The following is a 20,004-nucleotide window of genomic DNA, read 5'->3' as shown; positions in this document are numbered from 1 at the left end:
CTATTTTATTAATTGTAATTTTTTGTAATATCTTGCTACATTGATATTGTGATCCAAAGGTACATTATTTTCTATGTTTTGATACAATTTATCTGCGAGATACGGCCCTAATAGCACGCCGCGTGTACCCAAACCGTTTAAAATATGAATATTTTTGTATTGATAATGAGCGCCCACCAAAGGTCTGCGGTCTTTGACAGTGGGGCGAACTCCTGCCACATGGTCTATCACTTCATACGGACAAGAAATCAACTTTTCTAATCCTTCCAAAAGTTCTTCCTTTGCTTGCTGTGTTGGAACATCGGTTTTGTCAGCCCAATCATAAGTAGCACCAATCTTGTACATATCATCTCCCAAAGGAATGATAAATATGTTTGATTTAACGATGTTCTGCAGCTTCAAATTTGGAATTCTTACATAAAGCAACTCTCCTTTTGTTCCATCTAAAGGTAAAAAATTAAAAAATGGATTGTTATGCATGGAAAAACCTTCGGCAAAAATTAAATGTTTCGCTTCTACATTTTTATAAATAATTCTTTCAGATTCCATATATACATCTTCATAAATAAATTCCTCTTCAAGGAATAGTTCATGCGTTTTAAGAAACCTTTGATAGGCATTTATAAACGGACCTACATTTAAAAATCCGGTGTTATAAACTTCTCCGAACAAAAAGGGACTATCAATATGCGGAATCTTTTCTTTCTTAAGCTGCACATTCAAATGCGGAGCTGTCAAAGGATAATCACACGCTAAAAACCAATTATTTTGCTCTTCGATTGATGCAAATTTTCTGTAAATAGGTACTTTATAGTAAAAAGAATCATGTAACAATTCTTCCATTTGCGGATAAAAGTTATGAGCCAAAGCGATTTGTTCATCGGCTTGCCATATTGAAGAAAACCTTTTTAGAACCAATGGGTTAAACATACCACCAGCAACTTGAGAGGAAGTTCGTTTTCCATGGTCCATTACCACAAACGATTTATTGTTTCGCCAACAAAAGTCCGCAAAACAAACACCAGCTAATCCAGCACCTACAATTAAATAATCAACTTTCATAATAATAAAAAAACTCTTATCAAATGATAAGAGTTTTATAGTTTAGATTACAAAATTAGTAATTCCATAAATCATCTTCAAATTCTCGGATCGATTCTTTGATACGCTCTGCTTCTAATAATTGCATCATGGCATTACCCTGTACATAGTCGCTAATATTTCTGTCTCCATAAATATTGTCCGCCTTATAAATTGTACTAGAGAATTTACGTGCATTGAATAGGTAGTCAAAGTTAATCTTCATAGCCGGATTTTTCTCATTATAAGCATACGAATTGTATAAGACATCTCGAGCATCTGGGAAGAAAATCCAGAATAAAGGAACAGCTTGTTCAAACTCTTCTCCTTTAGTAGCAATATCTGTTACAACTGGTGCTAAACCTAACAAACGGTATTTTAATTCTCCTGCATTGCGGTCTAAATACCACATACCCATTGTCCGGTATTCTTTAACATCACTAGGTCTAATTACAGTAGTATACATATACTGCTCATCAATTTTACCCTCTAACATTAATTGCTCTTTACCAATCTCAGTTGTATCCTTTCGCATGAATTTAGATTCTAAGTCTTTTATATTTAATTTAAACTTAAAATTCTCGTCTTCATACACTTCATTGATCTTTTTATTCATTACGGCATCTTTTAAAATGTTCCATAATGGTTTGCGATCCATGGTTTCTTCCATTGGAAAATAATAAACCAAATTTTGTCTTTGGTCTAAAGGCAATACTTCCCACACTTTTTTCTGAAAAATAATATCGCGATCGTTCACATACTCATAAGGTATAGGTCCATCAGCCTTTGCATAGATTTCTTCGATTGATTCATCACCAATCTCATTAGGCGACTGTGCATTTAAAATATTGTTCTGTGCAAAGGTTGCACCTGAAACAATTAGTGCACAAGCCGTTAAAAATAAATTCTTAATATTTTTCATAAACTCGAATTTTATTATTGAATTGTGAATGTAGCATTAGTAGGATCTTTAATAACTACATTCGGATTTTCAACTAATTTAGCTTTTATGTTAACAATACGAACTACATCACCAGGACGCAAACGGTTTGCTTTAGCTTGTGCAGATGGAGTCAAAGCCCCCCCACCATTTACAACTTCAGAACCCATTCCAGGAAATACAATTGTATATTGAGTCACTCTTAAATTCGTTTCAAATTCAAAATCCTCCATCTTGGCGCTAATTGAAACTTGAGCTAGATTGCTTGCAGGTCCTTTCGCGTCAGGTTCTCCACGAATTAATCCACGAGGACGTGGCAATGGTCTGATTCTAAATACTTGCTTAGATGTAATTGCTTTTCCATCAGGCATAGTACCTGTTGCAGTAATTACAGCTTCTTTACCAGCACTTGGAGTAAACATAAATTTTCCATTTCCAATTTTCTTCAAAGTTCCATTTGTAGCAGAAGCAGTTACTTTATCAGATGTGATTCCTTCCACAGTAATAGAGATAGGGTTGTCTAATCCAATGTAAACTACATTCATTTTATCTGCTGAAATGGTTGCAGAACTTGGACGGCTAACCACCATATAGTTAGAGTTTAAGATATCTACTACAATCGGTTCTCCATCTTCCATAAACGTAAATTTACCTGTAAATTTATGTTCTCCTAAGCCAGACGCAGTAGAAGTTCCTTCTACCTGACCTGCTTTAATTCTTGATTGAGGAATAGTTGCTCCATTTACAACAACCGAAGTTGGAACAGTTGAAGTATCATAACGACCTAATACTACTTTATACTTGATAGGTTCTCCTTGGTAATAAACTGCTTTATCAGGAATAACCATTGCTTGATAATTCTTCATTGAAGCAGCTTGCTTTAAAGAGTTTCCAAGAAATAAGTTATATGCTTCATGTTCTAATTGGCGCACATCGTTTTGCATTGATGATAAATAAGCCAAAGAAGAAACTGCTGGATAACCTTTAAAGTGATAATCTAAATAAGGAATATCTTTTCCATCTTTATTCTTAACAGCACTTGTATTAAATCTCTTCTCTATATCTTCAACAAGAAATTTATACTTCACATCGTTTCCTACAATAGCTTTAAAATCAGATTTGTATTTTGCAATACGTCCCATGATTTCTTTACCTTTTGCAGATAATCCTTCACCTTCAAACCAACCATAGTCAATTGTTTGACCTTTGTCCATTTGCTCGTAAGGCAATTTTTTTGTTTCCGAGTCAATTTCAAAGCCTTTAGTTGCATCGCCTTTTAAAGAACCTATATAATTATAAAATTCTGTAGAAAGCTTTTCAACTTGTTTTGCCTTTTCATAAGGATCGGTATAACGTGCAGGCTCATCTTCGGCTTTCATCGCCAAACCTGCAAGTAATACTTTATTTGTATCCTCAGCATTTGCATTTGCTGATTCAAACTTTTCATTCATTAATCCAAAAGCGGTTAACACTTCTTTTGACATATTTAGAGCCATCATAGCGATGAACACAAGATACATCAGGTTAATCATCTTTTGTCTAGGGGTTTGTTTTCCAGATGCCATATCTAATTAGATTTTTTTAAGAGTTAATACTAATTAGCTGTTTTTCCCATAGCAGACAACATTCCACCATAAACTGCATTTAATGTAGATAAATTAGATGTTAATGACATCATTTGCTCTTTCAATTTCAAGTTGTTTTCAGCAACCTCTCTGTTGATGTCTGCATTTTTAGTAGCGCTCTCTAATTGTACTTTATACATGGTGTTTAAAGTTTCTAATTGAGAAGCCGCCGTAGCCATTTCTTCTGCATATCTGTTTGAAGAAGCAACTGCATCAACAGTTGGAGCAATTCCTTTTGCTGCCGATTCAAAGTTTTTAATACTGTCGCGTAAACTTTCCATTAAGTTTCCATCGATTTTAGCTTCTTTCAAAATATTATCTAATTTTTCAGATAATAAACTTCTTTCCATTGTTGGTTGTGCAACCGCTGGTTGAGAAGATACAGACGCTGCTGCATAAGCAGGAGCTGTTGATCTTTGAGAAGATGAAGATCCACCAACTGCAGAAGTTGAAACCGTACCAGTTACTCCTACATTTCCTGCAACTTGCATTGCACGAGGCTCTCCGCCTTTTAATTCAGGGTACACTCTTGCCCAATCTAAATCTTCATCAACTGGTTCAAAAGCTGAAATTGCGAAGATTAATGCTTCTACTAATAGACCTACAGTTAACATATTATTACCGTTTAAAGGTCCTAATTCCATATGTGTGATTTTAAATAATGCACCTACGATTACAACTGCTGCTCCCATACCGTAGCAGAAATTCATTACTTTTTTAGGTATAGCCATCTTGTATAATATTTAATTTTAGTTAGTTAAATGTTTAAGTATAAATTATTTTGCGTTTCTTCCACTTTGAGGAGTATTTGCCTCGTTTAACAATCCTGGACCTGGAGCTGAAACAACCGTTCTAAAACCGATATAACAACGTGCTGAATCTGCATTTTCGCGATCGCGAGTTGCTACTTGTAGGAAATAACTTGGATCTCTCCATGAACCTCCACGAACCACTTTCATTGGGTTTGATGTTGTTCTTCCTTTTGGCTTTAAGCTAGATTGTAAAATATAACTTTCTTCATCATAAGACGAATCTGTCCATTCTGCTACGTTACCCGCCATATTATAAAGATTATAACCATTTGGCTTGTATGAACGTGCTTCTGCTGTGTATAATGCACCATCTATTGCATAATCACCTCTATCTGGTTTAAAGTTTGCTAAGAAACAAGCTTTTTCATCAGTGGTGTAAGGACCACCCCAAGGATACATTGCGCTTTTTAGACCTCCACGAGCTGCATATTCCCATTCAGATTCACTTGGAACGCGGTATTCATATAAGTTATGATCCATGTTTCTATCTGATGTATATGCTTTTTTGTATAATGTTCTCCAAGCTGCAAATGCTTTTGCTTGATGATGTGTAACACCAACTACTGGATATTCACCATACGCTTCATGCCAAAAATACTCTTTAAACATTGGTTCGTTGTAGGAATAGTTGAAGTTTTTAACCCAAGCAGTAGTATCCGGATATACATTTACAATCTCTGTTTTAAGGAATTTAGCCTGACGGTTTCTTACCTCGTTCGAAGAATCATTAATGTATGCGTTTTCGTCCCACCAAGAATATTTAAAGTTTAACTTATTCACATCGAAGGTAACCATTCCGTTTAAGTTTTGGTCTGCAGGAATGTATAACGAATCCATCACCTCTACATAGTATTCGTCTGGGTAGCGGCGAGGGTCTGTTATTAATCGTGCTTTTTTGTTTAAACGACGACCAGCATATTCATCATCATCCATTGCCATACTGTAATAGTTATCATACATATAACGATCGTATGCTGTTTGATTTTGATTTAATGATGGATCTTGAACCTCTTGAAATGCAAACGCTCCAATTCCACCTGCAGTAGCATCCATACCCATTTCATCTGCCATAATAGCTAAACGGGTTCTGATAATAGAATCTTTAACGTGCTCTACAAACTTACGGTATTGGTTGTTTGTAATTTCCGTTTCATCCATGTACATTGAACCAATTGTAACAGTGCGTGCAGGGGCATCTTCAGCACCAAGTAAATCTTCGTGAGTTTTACCCATTGTAAAAGATCCACCTGGAATAAAAGCCATTCCCTGTGGCTTTTCGGTAATCCAACGTTTCCCTTGTACTCCATCTAGTAGTTCTCCTCTGTCACCAGAACCACAACTGAACAAAAGCGAGGCAACCGCAGAAAGTGTAATGAACTTCTTCATATATTAATTGGGGTTTTATTTTAAAAATTATTCAAAGCGTAAACCTATTTAATTATTTTTAAATATACAACGAAATCTTAAAAAAAAATTTAATTTATATTTAACAATTTAATTTTAAACATTCTTATCCTAGCAGTTTTTTGTTTGCCCGCCACCATCTTTCGGGTACGATATTTTGCAAAGATTGCTTGTAATCATCATAGCTACAAGGGAATAACACTTTGCGATTAGCATCCACTAAACTGTTAATTTCGATCCACCAGCGTTCTGAAACATCGCTTTTAAAAAAAATCAACTCTTGCTCTTCTAATGGAACAATGTATTTCATGTAACTGGATTTGCTAATATAAGGATATTCATTCATTCTAAAATTAAATCCTTCAACAAAATACCATAAAATTTGAGTAATTAGCAAACTTTTTTCTGATATATTATCAATATTAAAAACTCCAAAGCTACTTACACGGTCGCTTAATCCCGCGTAACGTGCTAAAGCACAGATTTCTCGCCCATCAAAACCGTTTGGAAAAAATTCTGAAAAAAATCCTAAATCGGCCGATTTTATCGCATGAATATCTAAACTTACAATGTCTGCATCACGCAAAACCGGTTCGGCAATTTTAATATCGGTAATCAATTCTCCTAATCGATAGGCTTCAAAATACATTTTATCTATCAAATCGATTTCTTCTTGCGAATTAAAATAGGTTTGATAACCCAGCACACTGAAATTGTACAAATTTGCCGGTGTATCCATTATAATGTGGGTCATGAAATTTTCCGACGGATTTTCCACATCGTTCACCACATCTATTTTATTATCAATACAAACCAAATTCACATCTTGTTCCATGGCATCATAACCACGATAAAGCCCATAAGTTAAATCTTGCGATCCTCCCAAAACAATGGGTACAATATGTTGCTTTAACAAATCGGTCACTAGCATTTTAATGGCCGCATAGGTATCTTGAATGGTTTCACCGGCATGAATTGTTCCCAAATCTACCATTTTTTTTGTCCAATTACCAGGAAAAAGTTGATAGAAATTTTTTCGAAACGTATCAAAACCCACTTGATTGGTGGTTCCTGAACTGCCTCGGTTTTCGTTTACGGTAATCAATGCCAACTGCACATTTTCAAGATCAGGAAATGCGTTTCGCTTATGAATTGCCATTGTTTTTCCTAAGGAATGCTGCGGCAAGGTATCGATAAGTTGTTCTAATTCTTTAGAAATAGGCGTTAATATTTCGTACATCATCTGTTGCTATTTTTTTGTTGTACGTTTTGTGCTTTTTGTTGTTGTTTTCTTTGTTGATGCTTTTTTAGCTGTCGCTTTTTTGGCAGCCGTCTTTTTTGCTGGAGCTTTTTGTTCGATCAGTTTTTGAATTTCTTCTAAGGTTAAAGCAGCTGCATCTACATCTTTGCTTAATTCAATCTTTACTTTTCCTTGCAAGATTACCGATCTGCCCCAACGTGCTTTTTCTACACGAATGCCTTCTTCCTTAAAATCGTGAATTACTTTATCTTTTTCTTTTTGAAGCTTGTCTGCGATTAATTCTTCAATATCTGCTTGAGAAAGAGCATCAAAATTGTATTTTTTGTTTACGTTGATAAACATATTGTTCCATTTGATAAACGGTCCAAAACGCCCCACTCCTTTTTGAACAGGCAATCCTTGATAAATAGCAATAGGCGCATCGGCTTTTTGCTTTTCTTTTATCAATTCAATAGCGCGTTCCAGGCTCACATCTAGCGGTTCTTCGCCTTTGGCTAATGAAACAAACATATCTGCATAGCGCACATACGGGCCAAATCGTCCGTTGTTTACCTCCACTGTTTCGCCTTGATAGGTTCCTAAGTTTTTGGGCAACAAGAACAAGGTTAAGGCTTCTTCTAAGGTTATTGTTCCAATGTTTTGCGTAGGACTTAGACTTGCGAATTGTTTTTCTTCGTCTTCAGCATCGCCAATTTGCGCCATAGGACCAAATTTTCCTAAACGCACCAATACGGGTTTTCCTGTTTTGGGATCTTTTCCTAAAATACGTTCGCCTGATTCGCGCTCGGCATTTTTTTCCACATCGATCACATTGGGATGAAAATGATTGTAAAATTCATTCATCATTTTGGTCCAATCTAAGTTTCCTTCGGCAATCTCATCAAAACTACCTTCCACGCGGGCTGTGAAATTATAATCTAAAATAGTTGCGAAATTCTTTACCAAGAAATCGGTAACAATATTTCCGATATCAGTAGGAATTAATTTTCCTTTATCAGCACCTACCTTCTCTATTTGTGTGCTTGTTTTTATATTTCCGCTTTCTAAACGCAACAATTGATAGTTGCGCTCGGTGCCTTCGGCTGTTCCTTTTTCCACATAATTTCTCGCAATAATGGTTGAAATCGTTGGCGCATAAGTTGACGGGCGACCAATTCCTAATTCCTCTAACTTTTTTACCAAAGCAGCTTCGGTATAGCGTGCGGGCGGTCTTGAGAAACGTTCTGTTGCAGTGATGTAATTATTCTGCAAAGGCTCGTTTACTTTCATGGCAGGCAACAACCCTTCTTGCTCTTCGTCTTCGTCGTCGTTTCCTTCCAAATAAACCTTTAAAAACCCTTCAAAAAGCAACACTTCACCTGTGGCAACAAAATGCTGGTTGTGCTTATCTGCCACAATAGTTACATTGGTTCGTTCTAGCTGTGCATCGCTCATTTGCGAAGCAAGTGTACGCTTCCAGATGAGTTCATACAAACGGGCTTGGTCGCGGTCGATATTTACCGAATGACGCGACATATCTGTTGGACGAATAGCTTCGTGGGCTTCTTGTGCGCCTTTTGCCTTGGTGGAAAAATTTCGAGGTTTGCTAAATTCTTTTCCATACACGTTTACAATCTCTGTTTCGGCAGCTTTTATAGCATCTTGTGATAAGTTTACGCTATCGGTTCTCATATAAGTAATCAACCCGCTTTCGTACAAGCGCTGTGCCAACATCATGGTTTGCGAAACCGAATAATACAGCTTGCGCGATGCTTCTTGTTGCAATGTAGAAGTGGTGAACGGTGCTGCCGGAGATTTTTTTGCCGGTTTGGTTTCTAAATCGGAAACCTTAAATGTGGCATTTATATTTTTTTCAAGAAAAGCCTGCGCTTCGTTTTGCGTTTTAAAGTTCTTTGGCAATTTTGCTTTGAACGATTTCCCATTTGCCGCTACAAATTCTGCAGCAATATGAAATGATGACTCGGTCTGAAAGCTTTCTATTTCGCGTTCGCGCTCTACAATTAACCGAACCGAAACCGATTGCACACGACCGGCAGATAAACCTGCGCGCACTTTTTTCCATAGAACCGGCGACAATTCATAACCCACCAAACGGTCTAAAACGCGGCGTGCTTGTTGTGCATTTACCAAATTGTAATCAATGGTACGCGGATTTTCGATGGCTTTTTGAATGGCTGTTTTGGTAATTTCATGAAAAACAATACGTTTTGTGTTTTGTTCTTTCAACTTTAATTCTTCTGCCAAATGCCATGCAATTGCCTCTCCTTCGCGGTCTTCATCGGATGCCAACCAAACCGTTTCGGCTTTTTTTGATAAATCTTTTAATTTTTTTACTACAGCTTTTTTATCGGCAGAAACTTCGTATTTTGGTTTAAAATTATTCTCAATATCTACACCAATCTCTTTAGAAGGCAGATCGGCAATGTGCCCAAAGCTTGATTCTACCTGATAATCTTTCCCTAAAAATTTTTCTATTGTTTTTGCCTTTGCAGGCGACTCTACAATCACTAAGTTCTTTGCCATTCTTTTTTTATTTGAAAAGCAAAAGTATGTGATTTTTTTAAAATAGCCTTTTTTGATGCCATTTTAATTGTATTGTTTCAAATTTTGTGAAAGTGTTTTTTTAATAATATGAATTAATTCTTTGGGTTGAACCACTTTTATTTGGTGATTGTGCGAGAGGATTTCAGACACCAACTCCATGGTAGGAATTAACTGCAAGGTAATAATGGTTTTACCGTTTTCGATTTCGGTTTTTTGGGAAGGATGAATGGGCAACGTGCTGAAATATTTTCCATATTCAATGGATGTTTCTAGGATCACCGTTACTTTTTCACTGAAACCTTCCAGCGGTTTGGTGGTTACGCCCATAAAACGAGCAAAGTGTTTATGCACGTCTATTGTATCTTTTAAAATAAATTCGGTGGTGGCTTCGCAATCATACATTCGGTCTAGTGCAAACGTTTTTAGCGCCGGTATTTTGGAACCGTTTTTTATTTCAAATCCCACCACATACCAACGCTTTTTGCTTTCTTTCAAAGCCAAAGGCATCAATTTTCGACGGTCGCTTTTGTATTGATCAAATTTTTGGTAATTGAACTCTAAATGTTTTTTTGAGCAAATCGCATCTTTAATGCAATTATAATTTTCTAATCCGGTTGCCTTGCGTTCATCGATCAAAATAAAATTATTGACAGAAACATCTTGGGCAATGTGCAACATTTTTAAACTTTCCAGAGTGAACAATTGTGTGTTTTTTGAAGTGTTTTGCAACTCATCTTGCACCAAAAGATACTTCTTTTTTACTTTATCAAAAATAATTTTAATTTTTAAAGACGATTCAATGTCTTTTAAATCGCGCTGAAAGGTTCGCAATGACACACTGTGGTCTTCATCTACAAACGCATTTTTTAGTTTATTGTTTAACTCATCAAAAGACAAACCACTGCTGCCATGTAGCTGAAAAAGTTCTACAATGCGGGTTAATCTGCTAATTAAATTGTGTTTACTTGCCATAATTCGTATCAAAAGTATTTTTAAAAAGAGCTTCAATAGCCTCTATGCCAAACAGATTGATGTTTCGCGTGCCTATTCCTGCAAAATTGCTTGCGTTTATTTTTGGTAGTTCTCTAAGCGGTTTAAAATTCAAATAATAGGTATCCCAATACAACCATTGTGCCGCTTGCTGGTCATACACAAACACTTTTTTGCCGCTGTTTATAGCCATTTGCACTGCCCAAGCGGTGCCGCCTTTTACTTGCAAACGATTGTTTATTAATTTTAGATTGGTAACTGCATAAACCTCATCGGCATTTTTCACTTGAAACCAGTTTCTAGCCAAAAATTTTAAATATTGATTTATTTTAGAACGCTTTAAAACTTCGTTTGCTTTCAGTACGTTTTCAACACCTTCATTGAATTCGTCTGTAGTTAATTCGTATTTATTCTCTGAGTTGTGAAACTTTGTTCGATAGGAATAAGCCACAACCCGCACGTGAAATTTCTTTGAAAAAAATTCAAAATACGAATCGGCACCCTCTGCCCCGCCCGAATGGCATGTGTAATGATAAACGGCTTTCATAAGCGTAAATATACAATTAAAAAACGACACACAATGACGTATTAAAAATATCTAAATTTCATCTGCCATCTTGTCATACTTTTAATTTTAATTGTATCTTTGCAAATTGATTTGAATACGATTGGGAATATATGGAAAAGGTTATTGAAGAACAAAAACAAGGAACAAGCTTGGTTTTAGATCCGCAAAAAAATAATACCAAAAAGTTATTTATAGAAAGTTATGGTTGCCAGATGAATTTTTCTGACAGCGAAATTGTAGCATCGATTTTAGCCAACGAAGGATATAACACCACACAAAATTTAGAAGAAGCCGATTTGGTTTTGGTAAATACCTGCTCAATCCGCGACAAGGCAGAGCAAACAGTGCGCAAGCGTTTAGAGAAATACAATGCCGTAAAATCGATCAATCCGTCTATGAAAGTAGGCGTTTTGGGCTGTATGGCAGAACGTTTAAAAAGCAAGTTTTTAGAGGAAGAAAAAATTGTGGATATGGTGGTTGGTCCTGATGCTTACAAAGACATTCCTAATCTTTTGAAGGAAGTTGAAGAAGGACGCGACGCTATTAACGTGATTCTTTCTAAAGACGAAACCTATGGCGATATTGCACCTGTGCGTTTAAACAGCAATGGAGTTACTGCTTTTGTTTCTATTACGCGTGGTTGCGACAATATGTGTACGTTTTGCGTGGTTCCTTTTACCCGTGGACGTGAACGCAGTCGCGAACCGCAAAGTATCATGGAAGAAATTAAAGACCTATACGAACGTGGTTTTAAAGAAATCACCTTGTTGGGGCAAAACGTGGATTCCTACTTATGGTATGGTGGTGGTTTAAAAAAGGATTACGACAAAGCAACCGAGATGCAAAAAGCAACGGCGGTAGATTTCGCACAATTGCTAGACATGTGTGCAACGGCTTATCCTAAAATGCGTTTCCGTTTTTCCACGTCGAATCCGCAAGACATGCACGAAGATGTGATTCACGTAATGGCAAAGCATCACAATATTTGTAAATACATTCATTTGCCAGTACAATCGGGATCTACCCGCATTTTGCGTGAAATGAACCGCCAACATACGCGTGAAGAATACATGGATTTGATTGACAGAATCTATAAAATTATTCCGGAAATTTCGTTATCGCAAGATATGATTACAGGTTTTCCAACCGAAACCGAAGAGGATCATCAGGATACTTTATCATTAATGGAATATGTAAAATACGATTTTGGATACATGTTTGCATATTCTGAACGCCCGGGAACAATGGCTGCCAGAAAAATGGAAGACGATGTGCCAGAAGCGGTTAAAAAACGCCGATTACAAGAAATTGTAGATTTACAACAGCGCATTGCAATGGAACGTACCAAGCGTTTTGTAGGCGAAACGGTGGAAGTTTTAATTGAAAAAACATCCAAACGTTCCGATGCACATTGGTCTGGAAGAAATTCACAAAACACAACAGTTGTTTTCCCAAAAGGGAATTATAAAGTAGGCGATTTTGTATTGGTAAAAGTATCAGACTGTACATCGGCAACTTTAATTGGCGAAGCAGTAGGTTATTCGGAAATGCAGTAATTGTTTAGTTTAATTTGTTTCAAGTTTTTTTAGTTTCAGGTTATGGCGACAATAAATAGATTTGAGGATTTAGAAATATGGCAAGAAGCCAGAAGATTAGCCAAAATTATTCATAAATTATCTATCGAAACAAATCTAAAAACAGACTTTAAATTTAAAGAACAAATTAAATCTTCATCTGGATCCGTCATGGATAATATTGCAGAAGGATTTGAACGAGATGGCAATCTAGAATTCAGACAATTTCTTTCTATTGCAAAAGGTTCAGCAGGAGAAACAAGATCTCAACTGTATAGAGTTTTTGACTGTGAATATATTAATGAGAAAGATTTTGAACAATTAAGGAACGACTATGAGAGGTTAAGTGGAAAAATTAAAAATTTCATTACTTACCTAAACAATCAAGATTTTAGAGGTAACAAGTTTAAGTAAAGAACTATACAATAGAACTTAACATAAAAACAAAAAAAACTTGAAACCTGAAACAAAACAAAAAAACTATGGAAAACGTTCAAAGCATTAAACAGCGTTTCGAAATTATTGGTAACGATATAAAACTGAACAGAGCACTAGAAAAAGCCATTCAAGTGGCTCCGACTGATATTTCTGTTTTGGTTACTGGTGAAAGCGGTGTGGGTAAAGAAAGTATTCCAAAAATTATACACGCACTATCGCATCGCAAACACGGAAAATATATTGCTGTGAACTGCGGTGCTATACCTGAAGGCACAATCGATTCAGAGCTTTTTGGGCACGAAAAAGGTGCGTTCACAGGTGCTGTGGGCAGTCGTGAAGGTTATTTTGAAGTGGCAAATGGCGGTACTATTTTTTTAGATGAAGTGGGCGAATTGCCTTTAACCACACAAGTTCGCTTGCTTCGTGTGTTAGAAAACGGCGAATTTATCAAAGTGGGTTCTTCAAAAGTTCAAAAAACCGATGTGCGTATTGTGGCAGCCACCAACGTTAAAATGTTTGAAGCGATTGATAAAGGCAAATTTCGCGAAGATTTGTATTACCGTTTAAGCACCGTAGAAATCAATTTACCGCCTTTGCGTGAACGGGGCGACGACATTCATTTGTTGTTCAGAAAGTTTTCATCGGATTTTGCGCATAAATACAAAATGCCGCCGATTAAACTTACACCCGATGCCGCCGAATACCTTATTCATTACCGTTGGAGTGGTAATATTCGCCAATTGCGCAATATTGCCGAACAAATTTCGGTGATTGAAACCAACCGCGAAATCGATTTAAAAACCATTCAATCTTATCTGCCTCAGCGAAATGCACAATTACCATCGCTTATCGAAACCAAAAAAGCAGAAGGAGATTTTAGCAACGAACGCGAGATTTTGTATAAAGTGTTGTTTGATATGAAAGCTGATTTAACCGATTTAAAAAAACTAACGTTGGAATTAATGAACAATTCCAATTCGGCACAAGTTCAAGAATCGAACAAATCTTTAATACAACGCATTTATGGTCAGGCCGATGAAGGGCTATCAAAACCAAACAATCGTTCTATTCCGTTAGCCGAACACGCATCATCGACCAAAAACAATAATCCATCTGAAATAATGGATGAAGAAGATGACCATGATTATTTAATTGCTGAAACGGTTGATGATGAAGAAACATTGAAATTAGAAGAAAAAGAAATTCAACTCATAAAAAAAGCTTTGGAACGCAACAGTGGAAAACGCAAAGCCGCAGCCGATGAATTGGGAATTTCGGAAAGAACATTGTACCGAAAAATCAAACAATATGACTTGTAGATTTTTAGTCGTAAAAACATTGCAAACGATTCAATAATTCAACGAATGAAAACACCACATACATTATATAAATTTACAGCCTTTCTTTTCTGTTTGATTTTATCGAGCTGCGGTGCGTATAATTTTACAGGTACCGGAAAAATCGATGCAGAAACGTTTCAAGTGAATTATTTTTTGAACAATGCCGAACTGATTGAACCAGGAATTGAGCGCACATTTACCATTAGATTGCAAGATTTGTTGGTAAACCAAACCAGTTTAAACATGACCAACACCAATGCCGATTTGGTTTATGAAGGCGAAATAACCCAATTCCGTGTGTCGCCAATGACGGCTACTGCCGACCAAACAGCTGCGCAAAACCGTTTGTACATTGCTATAAATGTGCGTTTTACGAACAGAAAAAATCCGGAAGATGATTTTGAAAAAACCTTCTCGCACTTTTATGATTATCCGGCTAACAATCAATTAATTGGCCCTCAGTTAACCACTGCTTTAGAAGAAATATACGAACGCATTACGCAAGATGTTTTTAACGCCTCGCTGGCAAAATGGTAAGCTTATGAATGCACAACAATACGCACAATGGTTAAACAATCCGTACGAATTAACAGAACAGCAAACTGCTTCGTTGCAACAAATCGTTAGTGAATACCCGTATTTGCAATCGGCAAGGGCTTTGTATTTAAAAACCTTGCACCAACAACGCAGTTTTTTATACAACAGCGAATTAAAAAAAACAGCTGCTTATACCACTGATCGCGACGTGTTGTTTGATTATATTATTTCGGAAGAATTTATTGCGTACAAACCCTTACAGATTGAAGATTTGAATGTGGTTGATGAAAATTATATCGAATTCAAAAAGCCCGAACCCACATTAGATGAAAATATTGAAAAAAGGGTATTGAATACCTTGGTTTATATAGAAAATCAAGACAAAGAAACGGGATTGATTCAAAAAATCGATCAAATTTCAAAATCGAAAATCGAAGCCAAACTTGATAAAAAGGAACCAGCCCTGCCCCAACCCGACCCAATCACCGAAGAGGTGCATCAATTGGAAGAAAATTTGGAAGTGGGCACACCTTTAGATTTCTCTGAAAACGATAAATTTTCGTTTACTGAATGGCTGAAATTAACAACATCGCAACCCATTGAACGCGAAAATGACGTTGTTTCTGAAAAAGATCAAACGGAAAACAGTGAAAAACAACTACCAAAAGAAGAAAAAAATACGGAAGAAACGCTTCCCATTAAACAAAAAAAGATGGATTTAATTGATCGTTTTATAGAAGCAAATCCAAAAATAACACCAAGTAAAACGGCAGTTGCACCAGCCATAAACCTTGATCGGCACGAAGAAGAAGAACCCTATTACATGACCGAGACGTTAGCACGAATTTACTTGGAACAAAAAAAATATCAAAAAGCAATACAAGCTTATGAAATTTTAATTTTGAAATATCCAGAAAAAAGTAGTTTATTTGCAAATCGAATTTCCGATATAAAAAAATTACAAGAGTTTAATAATATATAAAACAAATAAATATGTTTACGATTTTTTTAGTGTTAATCACCATAGTTGCCTTACTTTTAATCATTGTTATCATGATTCAAAACCCTAAAGGAGGCGGTTTAGATTCATCATTAGGTGGTTCCACATCGGTTGGTGGCGTTCAAAACACCAACAAATTTTTAGACAAAAGTACATGGACATTGGCAGTTGCTTTAGTGGTTTTAATTTTAGTATCAAGTTTAAGCTTTAACTCTGGTTATTCAAACGATTCTCAAATTTTAGATCCAAATGCAGTTGCAACACCACCGGCAGCGTTGCCAAATGCTGGAGCAGCTCAAAACCAAGCAGCTCCTGCACCCAACACAGCAAGCGATCAAGCGCCTGCAAACAATCCATCACAACCTGCAAACTAAGTGAAAATATATACACAAAATGCCAGCTTATGACAAGCTGGCATTTTTTTTTCTGTCAAAATATCACTTTTTACAGTTGGCACACTTTTGGTCTAGACAAAAGCAAAAAATTATCATTCATAAAAATTTAAAAATAAAATAGTATGGCATTAAACATGAAACCGTTAGCAGACCGCGTGATTATTGAACCGGCTGCAGCTGAGACTCAAACTGCATCAGGAATCATTATTCCCGACACTGCAAAAGAGAAACCACAAAAAGGAACTGTTGTTGCTGTGGGTAATGGCAAAAAAGATGAACCATTAACCGTACAAGTTGGTGATACTGTTTTATATGGAAAATATGCAGGCACCGAACTAAAATTTGAAGGTACGGATTATCTGATTATGCGTGAAGATGATATTTTAGCGATTATTTAAGCTTAAAGTTTCGCGTTTTTGTAAAACAACTTTAAACAAAACCAAACATTAAACAATTAAACAAAAAAAGATAAAAAATGGCAAAAGATATAAAATTTGATATTGAAGCACGCGATGGTTTAAAACGCGGTGTTGACGCATTGGCAAATGCAGTAAAAGTAACCTTAGGACCAAAAGGACGTAACGTAATTATTTCTAAATCGTTTGGAGCGCCTCACGTAACAAAAGACGGAGTTTCTGTAGCGAAAGAAGTAGAGCTTGAAGACACCCTAGAAAATATGGGAGCACAAATGGTGAAAGAAGTAGCAAGCAAAACCAACGATTTGGCTGGTGACGGAACTACAACGGCGACTGTTTTGGCTCAAGCAATTGTTAAAGAAGGATTGAAAAACGTTGCTGCCGGTGCAAACCCAATGGATTTAAAACGCGGAATTGACAAAGCTGTTGAAGCGATTGTTGCCGATTTAGCAAAACAAACGCAAGAAGTGGGTTCTACTACCGATAAAATCAAGCAAGTAGCATCGATTTCTGCTAATAATGATGAAGTGATTGGTGAATTAATCGCTGAAGCTTTTGGTAAAGTGGGCAAAGAAGGAGTTATTACTGTTGAAGAAGCGAAAGGAACGGATACTTATGTTGATGTTGTGGAAGGAATGCAGTTTGACAGAGGATATCTTTCGCCTTATTTCGTTACCAATCCAGAAAAAATGGAAACAGAATTCGAGAATCCATATATCTTATTGTACGATAAAAAAATATCTTCTTTAAAAGAATTATTACCGGTTTTAGAGCCAGTTGCGCAATCAGGAAAAGCGTTGTTAATCATTGCAGAAGATGTTGATGGTGAAGCGTTATCAACTTTGGTGGTGAACAAATTACGCGGTGCATTAAAAATTGCTGCTGTAAAAGCGCCAGGTTTTGGTGACCGCAGAAAAGCCATGTTAGAAGACATTGCGATTTTAACAGGCGGAACCGTAATTGCAGAAGAAAGCGGTTACACCTTAGAAAACGCTACGTTGGAAATGTTAGGAACAGCAGAGCGCGTTTCGATTGATAAAGACAACACAACCATTGTAAACGGTGCAGGAGATTCTGAAATGATCAAAAACCGTGTGAACCAGATTAAAGCACAAATGGAAACGACAACTTCCGATTACGATCGTGAAAAGTTACAAGAACGTTTAGCGAAATTAGCGGGTGGTGTTGCAGTACTATACGTTGGTGCAGCATCTGAAGTAGAAATGAAAGAGAAAAAAGACCGTGTAGACGATGCTTTACACGCAACACGTGCAGCAGTTGAAGAAGGAATTGTTGCCGGTGGTGGTGTAGCATTGCTAAGAGCAAAATCGGCATTATCAAGTGTTGATGCTTTAAATGCGGATGAAAAAACAGGTATCCAGATTGTTTCTCGTGCAGTTGAATCGCCTTTAAGAACCATTGTTGAAAATGCAGGTTTAGAAGGATCTGTAATTGTAGCAAAAGTGGGTGAAGGCACCGGAAACTTTGGTTACAATGCCAAAACCGATGAATATGTAGATATGTTGGTGGCGGGAATTATCGACCCTAAAAAAGTAACCCGTGTGGCTTTAGAAAACGCTGCATCGGTTGCGGGTATGATTTTAACTACAGAATGCGCCTTAGTAGATATTAAAGAAGAAGGTGGAAGCCAAATGCCAATGGGCGGCGGCATGCCGGGAATGATGTAAAAATCATATTTGAATAAAACAAAAAATTCGAGTGTTTGCTCGGATTTTTTTATTGATTAAATACAGAAACATTCATGAATATTGTTTCATCTCTTTTTAAATATGTTCCACCTGTTTCGTGAACATGACCAAAAAGATGATAGGCTGGTTTTATTTTAGTTACAAACTTTTTTAAAACAGCACAACCAAAACCATTATCTAAAATTCCAGTTGGAGGCGCGTGGGTCAGCAAAAAATCTACTTTTTTAGAAAGCTTTATTCTTGGATACTTTGATAAATTCATTCTTGCTGCAACAGACGCAAAATTTATTCCTTCTAATAATATATTTCTATTTTCTAAAAAGATAATATTTGGTGGAAACATTTTTAAAAACTCATCTGGTTCATACATCCATTGCAGCTCATGATTTCCTGCTACAAACAATTTATACTTTGCAGGATATTGACTGAACCAATCTAAAAAATCAGAGAATTGTGAATTGTTTCCTAATGTACAAGCATCGCCTAAATGAATAGCAATATCGGTTTTTATAAGCGGTAGTTTTCTATGTTTACCGTGCGTATCAGCAAAAACAGCCAACCGCTTTTGGTTATAATCAATAATCATTGTGTTTTTTTCTGAAGTTATTTAGTAAACTTTTAATATTTTGTTTACCAACTGGATTTTGACTATGAACTATAAAATCAGGCATTTTTTTTCTGTTGTCTAAACAATAATTCACCAACCATTTAGCACAATCAAAACCACTTTCTTCTAAACCCAAATCGTGATCAAACGAAATAAAATCAGGTAACCCGTTTTGGGTAATATAATCTACAAATTCAGTATAAGAACGCACACCGATAAATCCTTCGGGAATAGGACGCAAATCGTCTAAGTAGAGTTTTTTCATTACTCTTTTAATTTATTTTGCAAACATACAAGGTCGAATAGACCTTGCAGGTTAAACATCAAGTTCTTTAAAATTTTGAATGGAACGAACCAAGTTATTTTCTGTTAAAGCTTCAACTGTTGACATTAGCATATCTTTACTGATAAATTTAATTTCGTTTTTCATTTCGCTGAATTCATGCATTTCAGCAAGTTCTTTACCAAACGAAACAAAATGCACATTCTTTAGTTCCTTAAATTTTAAATATTCTTTTTGCTGAAAAAACACCGTATGAATTATAAAAATTTGAATATCGGCATTTGATAGTTCTATTGAGAATGTATGCGGTTTTACGTTTAAATTTTGATGTTCTTTAAATGTAAGTAAATACGCCAAAGCCTTACAAAATTCAGGTTGTTCACAAAACTGCATGTACAACAGCTGTTTATGCATGTTGCTGTAAAACCATTGATTATTTTCCATTGTATTTCATTTTTTTCAAATGTAACGGCAGCGACGG

At 36.2% G+C, this 20,004-nt stretch carries 20 protein-coding genes; 8 read left to right on the top strand and 12 right to left on the bottom strand.

The window, feature by feature from the left end; translation table 11 throughout:
• From MG290_RS11770 to MG290_RS11730, 9 genes are all read right to left on the bottom strand, one after another.
• A complete protein-coding gene (locus MG290_RS11770; RefSeq protein WP_264561471.1) occupies positions 1 to 1,062 on the bottom strand; it encodes an NAD(P)/FAD-dependent oxidoreductase in 1,062 nt (353 codons plus the stop codon).
• Positions 1,063 to 1,117: 55 nt separating this feature from the next.
• The gene (porN, locus tag MG290_RS11765) at positions 1,118 to 2,002 is read right to left on the bottom strand and encodes a type IX secretion system ring protein PorN/GldN (RefSeq protein WP_264561470.1); all 885 of its coding nucleotides are present in this window, start codon (positions 2,000 to 2,002) and stop codon (positions 1,118 to 1,120) included.
• Between the two features lie 14 nt (positions 2,003 to 2,016).
• Entirely contained in the window at positions 2,017 to 3,585 is a 1,569-nt protein-coding gene (porM, locus tag MG290_RS11760) for a type IX secretion system motor protein PorM/GldM (RefSeq protein ID WP_264561469.1), read from the bottom strand.
• Positions 3,586 to 3,614: 29 nt separating this feature from the next.
• Positions 3,615 to 4,376 (bottom strand): type IX secretion system motor protein PorL/GldL, encoded by a 762-nt coding sequence (gene porL, locus MG290_RS11755; RefSeq protein WP_257499847.1) that lies wholly within the window; start codon positions 4,374 to 4,376, stop codon positions 3,615 to 3,617.
• Positions 4,377 to 4,421: 45 nt separating this feature from the next.
• Entirely contained in the window at positions 4,422 to 5,843 is a 1,422-nt protein-coding gene (porK, locus tag MG290_RS11750) for a type IX secretion system lipoprotein PorK/GldK (RefSeq protein WP_257499848.1), read from the bottom strand.
• A gap of 124 nt (positions 5,844 to 5,967) precedes the next feature.
• Entirely contained in the window at positions 5,968 to 7,104 is a 1,137-nt protein-coding gene (locus MG290_RS11745) for a formimidoylglutamase (RefSeq protein WP_264561468.1), read from the bottom strand.
• 6 nt (positions 7,105 to 7,110) lie between these two features.
• Positions 7,111 to 9,645 carry a type I DNA topoisomerase gene (gene topA / locus MG290_RS11740; protein WP_264561467.1) on the bottom strand — a complete coding sequence of 845 codons (2,535 nt, stop codon included), beginning with the start codon at positions 9,643 to 9,645 and terminating at the stop codon, positions 7,111 to 7,113.
• Between the two features lie 63 nt (positions 9,646 to 9,708).
• Positions 9,709 to 10,638: a helix-turn-helix transcriptional regulator gene (locus MG290_RS11735; RefSeq protein WP_264561466.1), complete on the bottom strand. Its 930-nt coding sequence runs from the start codon at positions 10,636 to 10,638 to the stop codon at positions 9,709 to 9,711.
• A complete protein-coding gene (locus tag MG290_RS11730) occupies positions 10,628 to 11,203 on the bottom strand; it encodes a hypothetical protein (RefSeq protein WP_264561465.1) in 576 nt (191 codons plus the stop codon). The genes MG290_RS11735 and MG290_RS11730 overlap by 11 nt, the downstream gene beginning before the upstream one ends.
• A 131-nt stretch (positions 11,204 to 11,334) precedes the next feature.
• Between MG290_RS11730 and miaB the strand changes: the two genes are divergently transcribed.
• The 8 genes from miaB to groL all read left to right on the top strand — a co-directional run bounded on the left by miaB (position 11,335) and on the right by groL (position 18,612).
• A complete protein-coding gene (gene miaB, locus MG290_RS11725; RefSeq protein ID WP_264561464.1) occupies positions 11,335 to 12,780 on the top strand; it encodes a tRNA (N6-isopentenyl adenosine(37)-C2)-methylthiotransferase MiaB in 1,446 nt (481 codons plus the stop codon).
• A 42-nt stretch (positions 12,781 to 12,822) separates the two neighbouring features.
• Positions 12,823 to 13,212 (top strand): four helix bundle protein, encoded by a 390-nt coding sequence (locus MG290_RS11720; protein ID WP_264561463.1) that lies wholly within the window; start codon positions 12,823 to 12,825, stop codon positions 13,210 to 13,212.
• Between the two features lie 68 nt (positions 13,213 to 13,280).
• A complete protein-coding gene (locus MG290_RS11715) occupies positions 13,281 to 14,555 on the top strand; it encodes a sigma-54 interaction domain-containing protein (protein WP_264561462.1) in 1,275 nt (424 codons plus the stop codon).
• Positions 14,556 to 14,600: 45 nt separating this feature from the next.
• A complete protein-coding gene (lptE, locus tag MG290_RS11710; RefSeq protein ID WP_264561461.1) occupies positions 14,601 to 15,113 on the top strand; it encodes an LPS assembly lipoprotein LptE in 513 nt (170 codons plus the stop codon).
• A 4-nt stretch (positions 15,114 to 15,117) separates the two neighbouring features.
• Positions 15,118 to 16,095 carry a tetratricopeptide repeat protein gene (locus tag MG290_RS11705; protein ID WP_264561460.1) on the top strand — a complete coding sequence of 326 codons (978 nt, stop codon included), beginning with the start codon at positions 15,118 to 15,120 and terminating at the stop codon, positions 16,093 to 16,095.
• A gap of 5 nt (positions 16,096 to 16,100) precedes the next feature.
• A complete protein-coding gene (secG, locus tag MG290_RS11700) occupies positions 16,101 to 16,487 on the top strand; it encodes a preprotein translocase subunit SecG (protein ID WP_264563207.1) in 387 nt (128 codons plus the stop codon).
• A 143-nt stretch (positions 16,488 to 16,630) separates the two neighbouring features.
• Positions 16,631 to 16,906 carry a co-chaperone GroES gene (locus MG290_RS11695; RefSeq protein ID WP_264561459.1) on the top strand — a complete coding sequence of 92 codons (276 nt, stop codon included), beginning with the start codon at positions 16,631 to 16,633 and terminating at the stop codon, positions 16,904 to 16,906.
• A gap of 77 nt (positions 16,907 to 16,983) precedes the next feature.
• Positions 16,984 to 18,612 carry a chaperonin GroEL gene (groL, locus tag MG290_RS11690; protein ID WP_264561458.1) on the top strand — a complete coding sequence of 543 codons (1,629 nt, stop codon included), beginning with the start codon at positions 16,984 to 16,986 and terminating at the stop codon, positions 18,610 to 18,612.
• Between the two features lie 49 nt (positions 18,613 to 18,661).
• Here the strand turns inward: groL and MG290_RS11685 are convergent, their stop codons facing one another.
• Genes MG290_RS11685 through MG290_RS11675 form a run of 3 tightly spaced genes read right to left on the bottom strand, consistent with a single transcriptional unit; the run spans position 18,662 to position 19,967 of the window.
• Positions 18,662 to 19,219 carry a metallophosphatase domain-containing protein gene (locus MG290_RS11685; protein ID WP_264561457.1) on the bottom strand — a complete coding sequence of 186 codons (558 nt, stop codon included), beginning with the start codon at positions 19,217 to 19,219 and terminating at the stop codon, positions 18,662 to 18,664.
• Positions 19,209 to 19,505 carry a cyclic-phosphate processing receiver domain-containing protein gene (locus tag MG290_RS11680; RefSeq protein WP_264561456.1) on the bottom strand — a complete coding sequence of 99 codons (297 nt, stop codon included), beginning with the start codon at positions 19,503 to 19,505 and terminating at the stop codon, positions 19,209 to 19,211. Before MG290_RS11680 ends, MG290_RS11685 begins: the two co-directional genes overlap by 11 nt.
• A 51-nt stretch (positions 19,506 to 19,556) precedes the next feature.
• Positions 19,557 to 19,967: a hypothetical protein gene (locus tag MG290_RS11675; protein ID WP_264561455.1), complete on the bottom strand. Its 411-nt coding sequence runs from the start codon at positions 19,965 to 19,967 to the stop codon at positions 19,557 to 19,559.
• Positions 19,968 to 20,004 lie beyond the last annotated feature (37 nt).

It is taken from the genome of Flavobacterium sp. CBA20B-1, assembly GCF_028473145.1.
Taxonomy (GTDB): domain Bacteria; phylum Bacteroidota; class Bacteroidia; order Flavobacteriales; family Flavobacteriaceae; genus Flavobacterium.
The sequence above is the reverse complement of the archived record's forward strand: the minus strand, read 5'-3'. Positions and strand labels throughout refer to the sequence as shown.

What these genes read in the sequence shown, in the direction of transcription:
- MG290_RS11770 (WP_264561471.1), bottom strand. Translation starts at nt 1,062, where the DNA reads ATGAAAGTTGATTATTTAATTGTAGGTGCTGGATTAGCTGGTGTTTGT.
- porN (WP_264561470.1), bottom strand. Translation starts at nt 2,002, where the DNA reads ATGAAAAATATTAAGAATTTATTTTTAACGGCTTGTGCACTAATTGTT.
- porM (WP_264561469.1), bottom strand. Translation starts at nt 3,585, where the DNA reads ATGGCATCTGGAAAACAAACCCCTAGACAAAAGATGATTAACCTGATG.
- porL (WP_257499847.1), bottom strand. Translation starts at nt 4,376, where the DNA reads ATGGCTATACCTAAAAAAGTAATGAATTTCTGCTACGGTATGGGAGCA.
- porK (WP_257499848.1), bottom strand. Translation starts at nt 5,843, where the DNA reads ATGAAGAAGTTCATTACACTTTCTGCGGTTGCCTCGCTTTTGTTCAGT.
- MG290_RS11745 (WP_264561468.1), bottom strand. Translation starts at nt 7,104, where the DNA reads ATGATGTACGAAATATTAACGCCTATTTCTAAAGAATTAGAACAACTT.
- topA (WP_264561467.1), bottom strand. Translation starts at nt 9,645, where the DNA reads ATGGCAAAGAACTTAGTGATTGTAGAGTCGCCTGCAAAGGCAAAAACA.
- MG290_RS11735 (WP_264561466.1), bottom strand. Translation starts at nt 10,638, where the DNA reads ATGGCAAGTAAACACAATTTAATTAGCAGATTAACCCGCATTGTAGAA.
- MG290_RS11730 (WP_264561465.1), bottom strand. Translation starts at nt 11,203, where the DNA reads ATGAAAGCCGTTTATCATTACACATGCCATTCGGGCGGGGCAGAGGGT.
- miaB (WP_264561464.1), top strand. Translation starts at nt 11,335, where the DNA reads ATGGAAAAGGTTATTGAAGAACAAAAACAAGGAACAAGCTTGGTTTTA.
- MG290_RS11720 (WP_264561463.1), top strand. Translation starts at nt 12,823, where the DNA reads ATGGCGACAATAAATAGATTTGAGGATTTAGAAATATGGCAAGAAGCC.
- MG290_RS11715 (WP_264561462.1), top strand. Translation starts at nt 13,281, where the DNA reads ATGGAAAACGTTCAAAGCATTAAACAGCGTTTCGAAATTATTGGTAAC.
- lptE (WP_264561461.1), top strand. Translation starts at nt 14,601, where the DNA reads ATGAAAACACCACATACATTATATAAATTTACAGCCTTTCTTTTCTGT.
- MG290_RS11705 (WP_264561460.1), top strand. Translation starts at nt 15,118, where the DNA reads ATGAATGCACAACAATACGCACAATGGTTAAACAATCCGTACGAATTA.
- MG290_RS11695 (WP_264561459.1), top strand. Translation starts at nt 16,631, where the DNA reads ATGGCATTAAACATGAAACCGTTAGCAGACCGCGTGATTATTGAACCG.
- groL (WP_264561458.1), top strand. Translation starts at nt 16,984, where the DNA reads ATGGCAAAAGATATAAAATTTGATATTGAAGCACGCGATGGTTTAAAA.
- MG290_RS11685 (WP_264561457.1), bottom strand. Translation starts at nt 19,219, where the DNA reads ATGATTATTGATTATAACCAAAAGCGGTTGGCTGTTTTTGCTGATACG.
- MG290_RS11680 (WP_264561456.1), bottom strand. Translation starts at nt 19,505, where the DNA reads ATGAAAAAACTCTACTTAGACGATTTGCGTCCTATTCCCGAAGGATTT.
- MG290_RS11675 (WP_264561455.1), bottom strand. Translation starts at nt 19,967, where the DNA reads ATGGAAAATAATCAATGGTTTTACAGCAACATGCATAAACAGCTGTTG.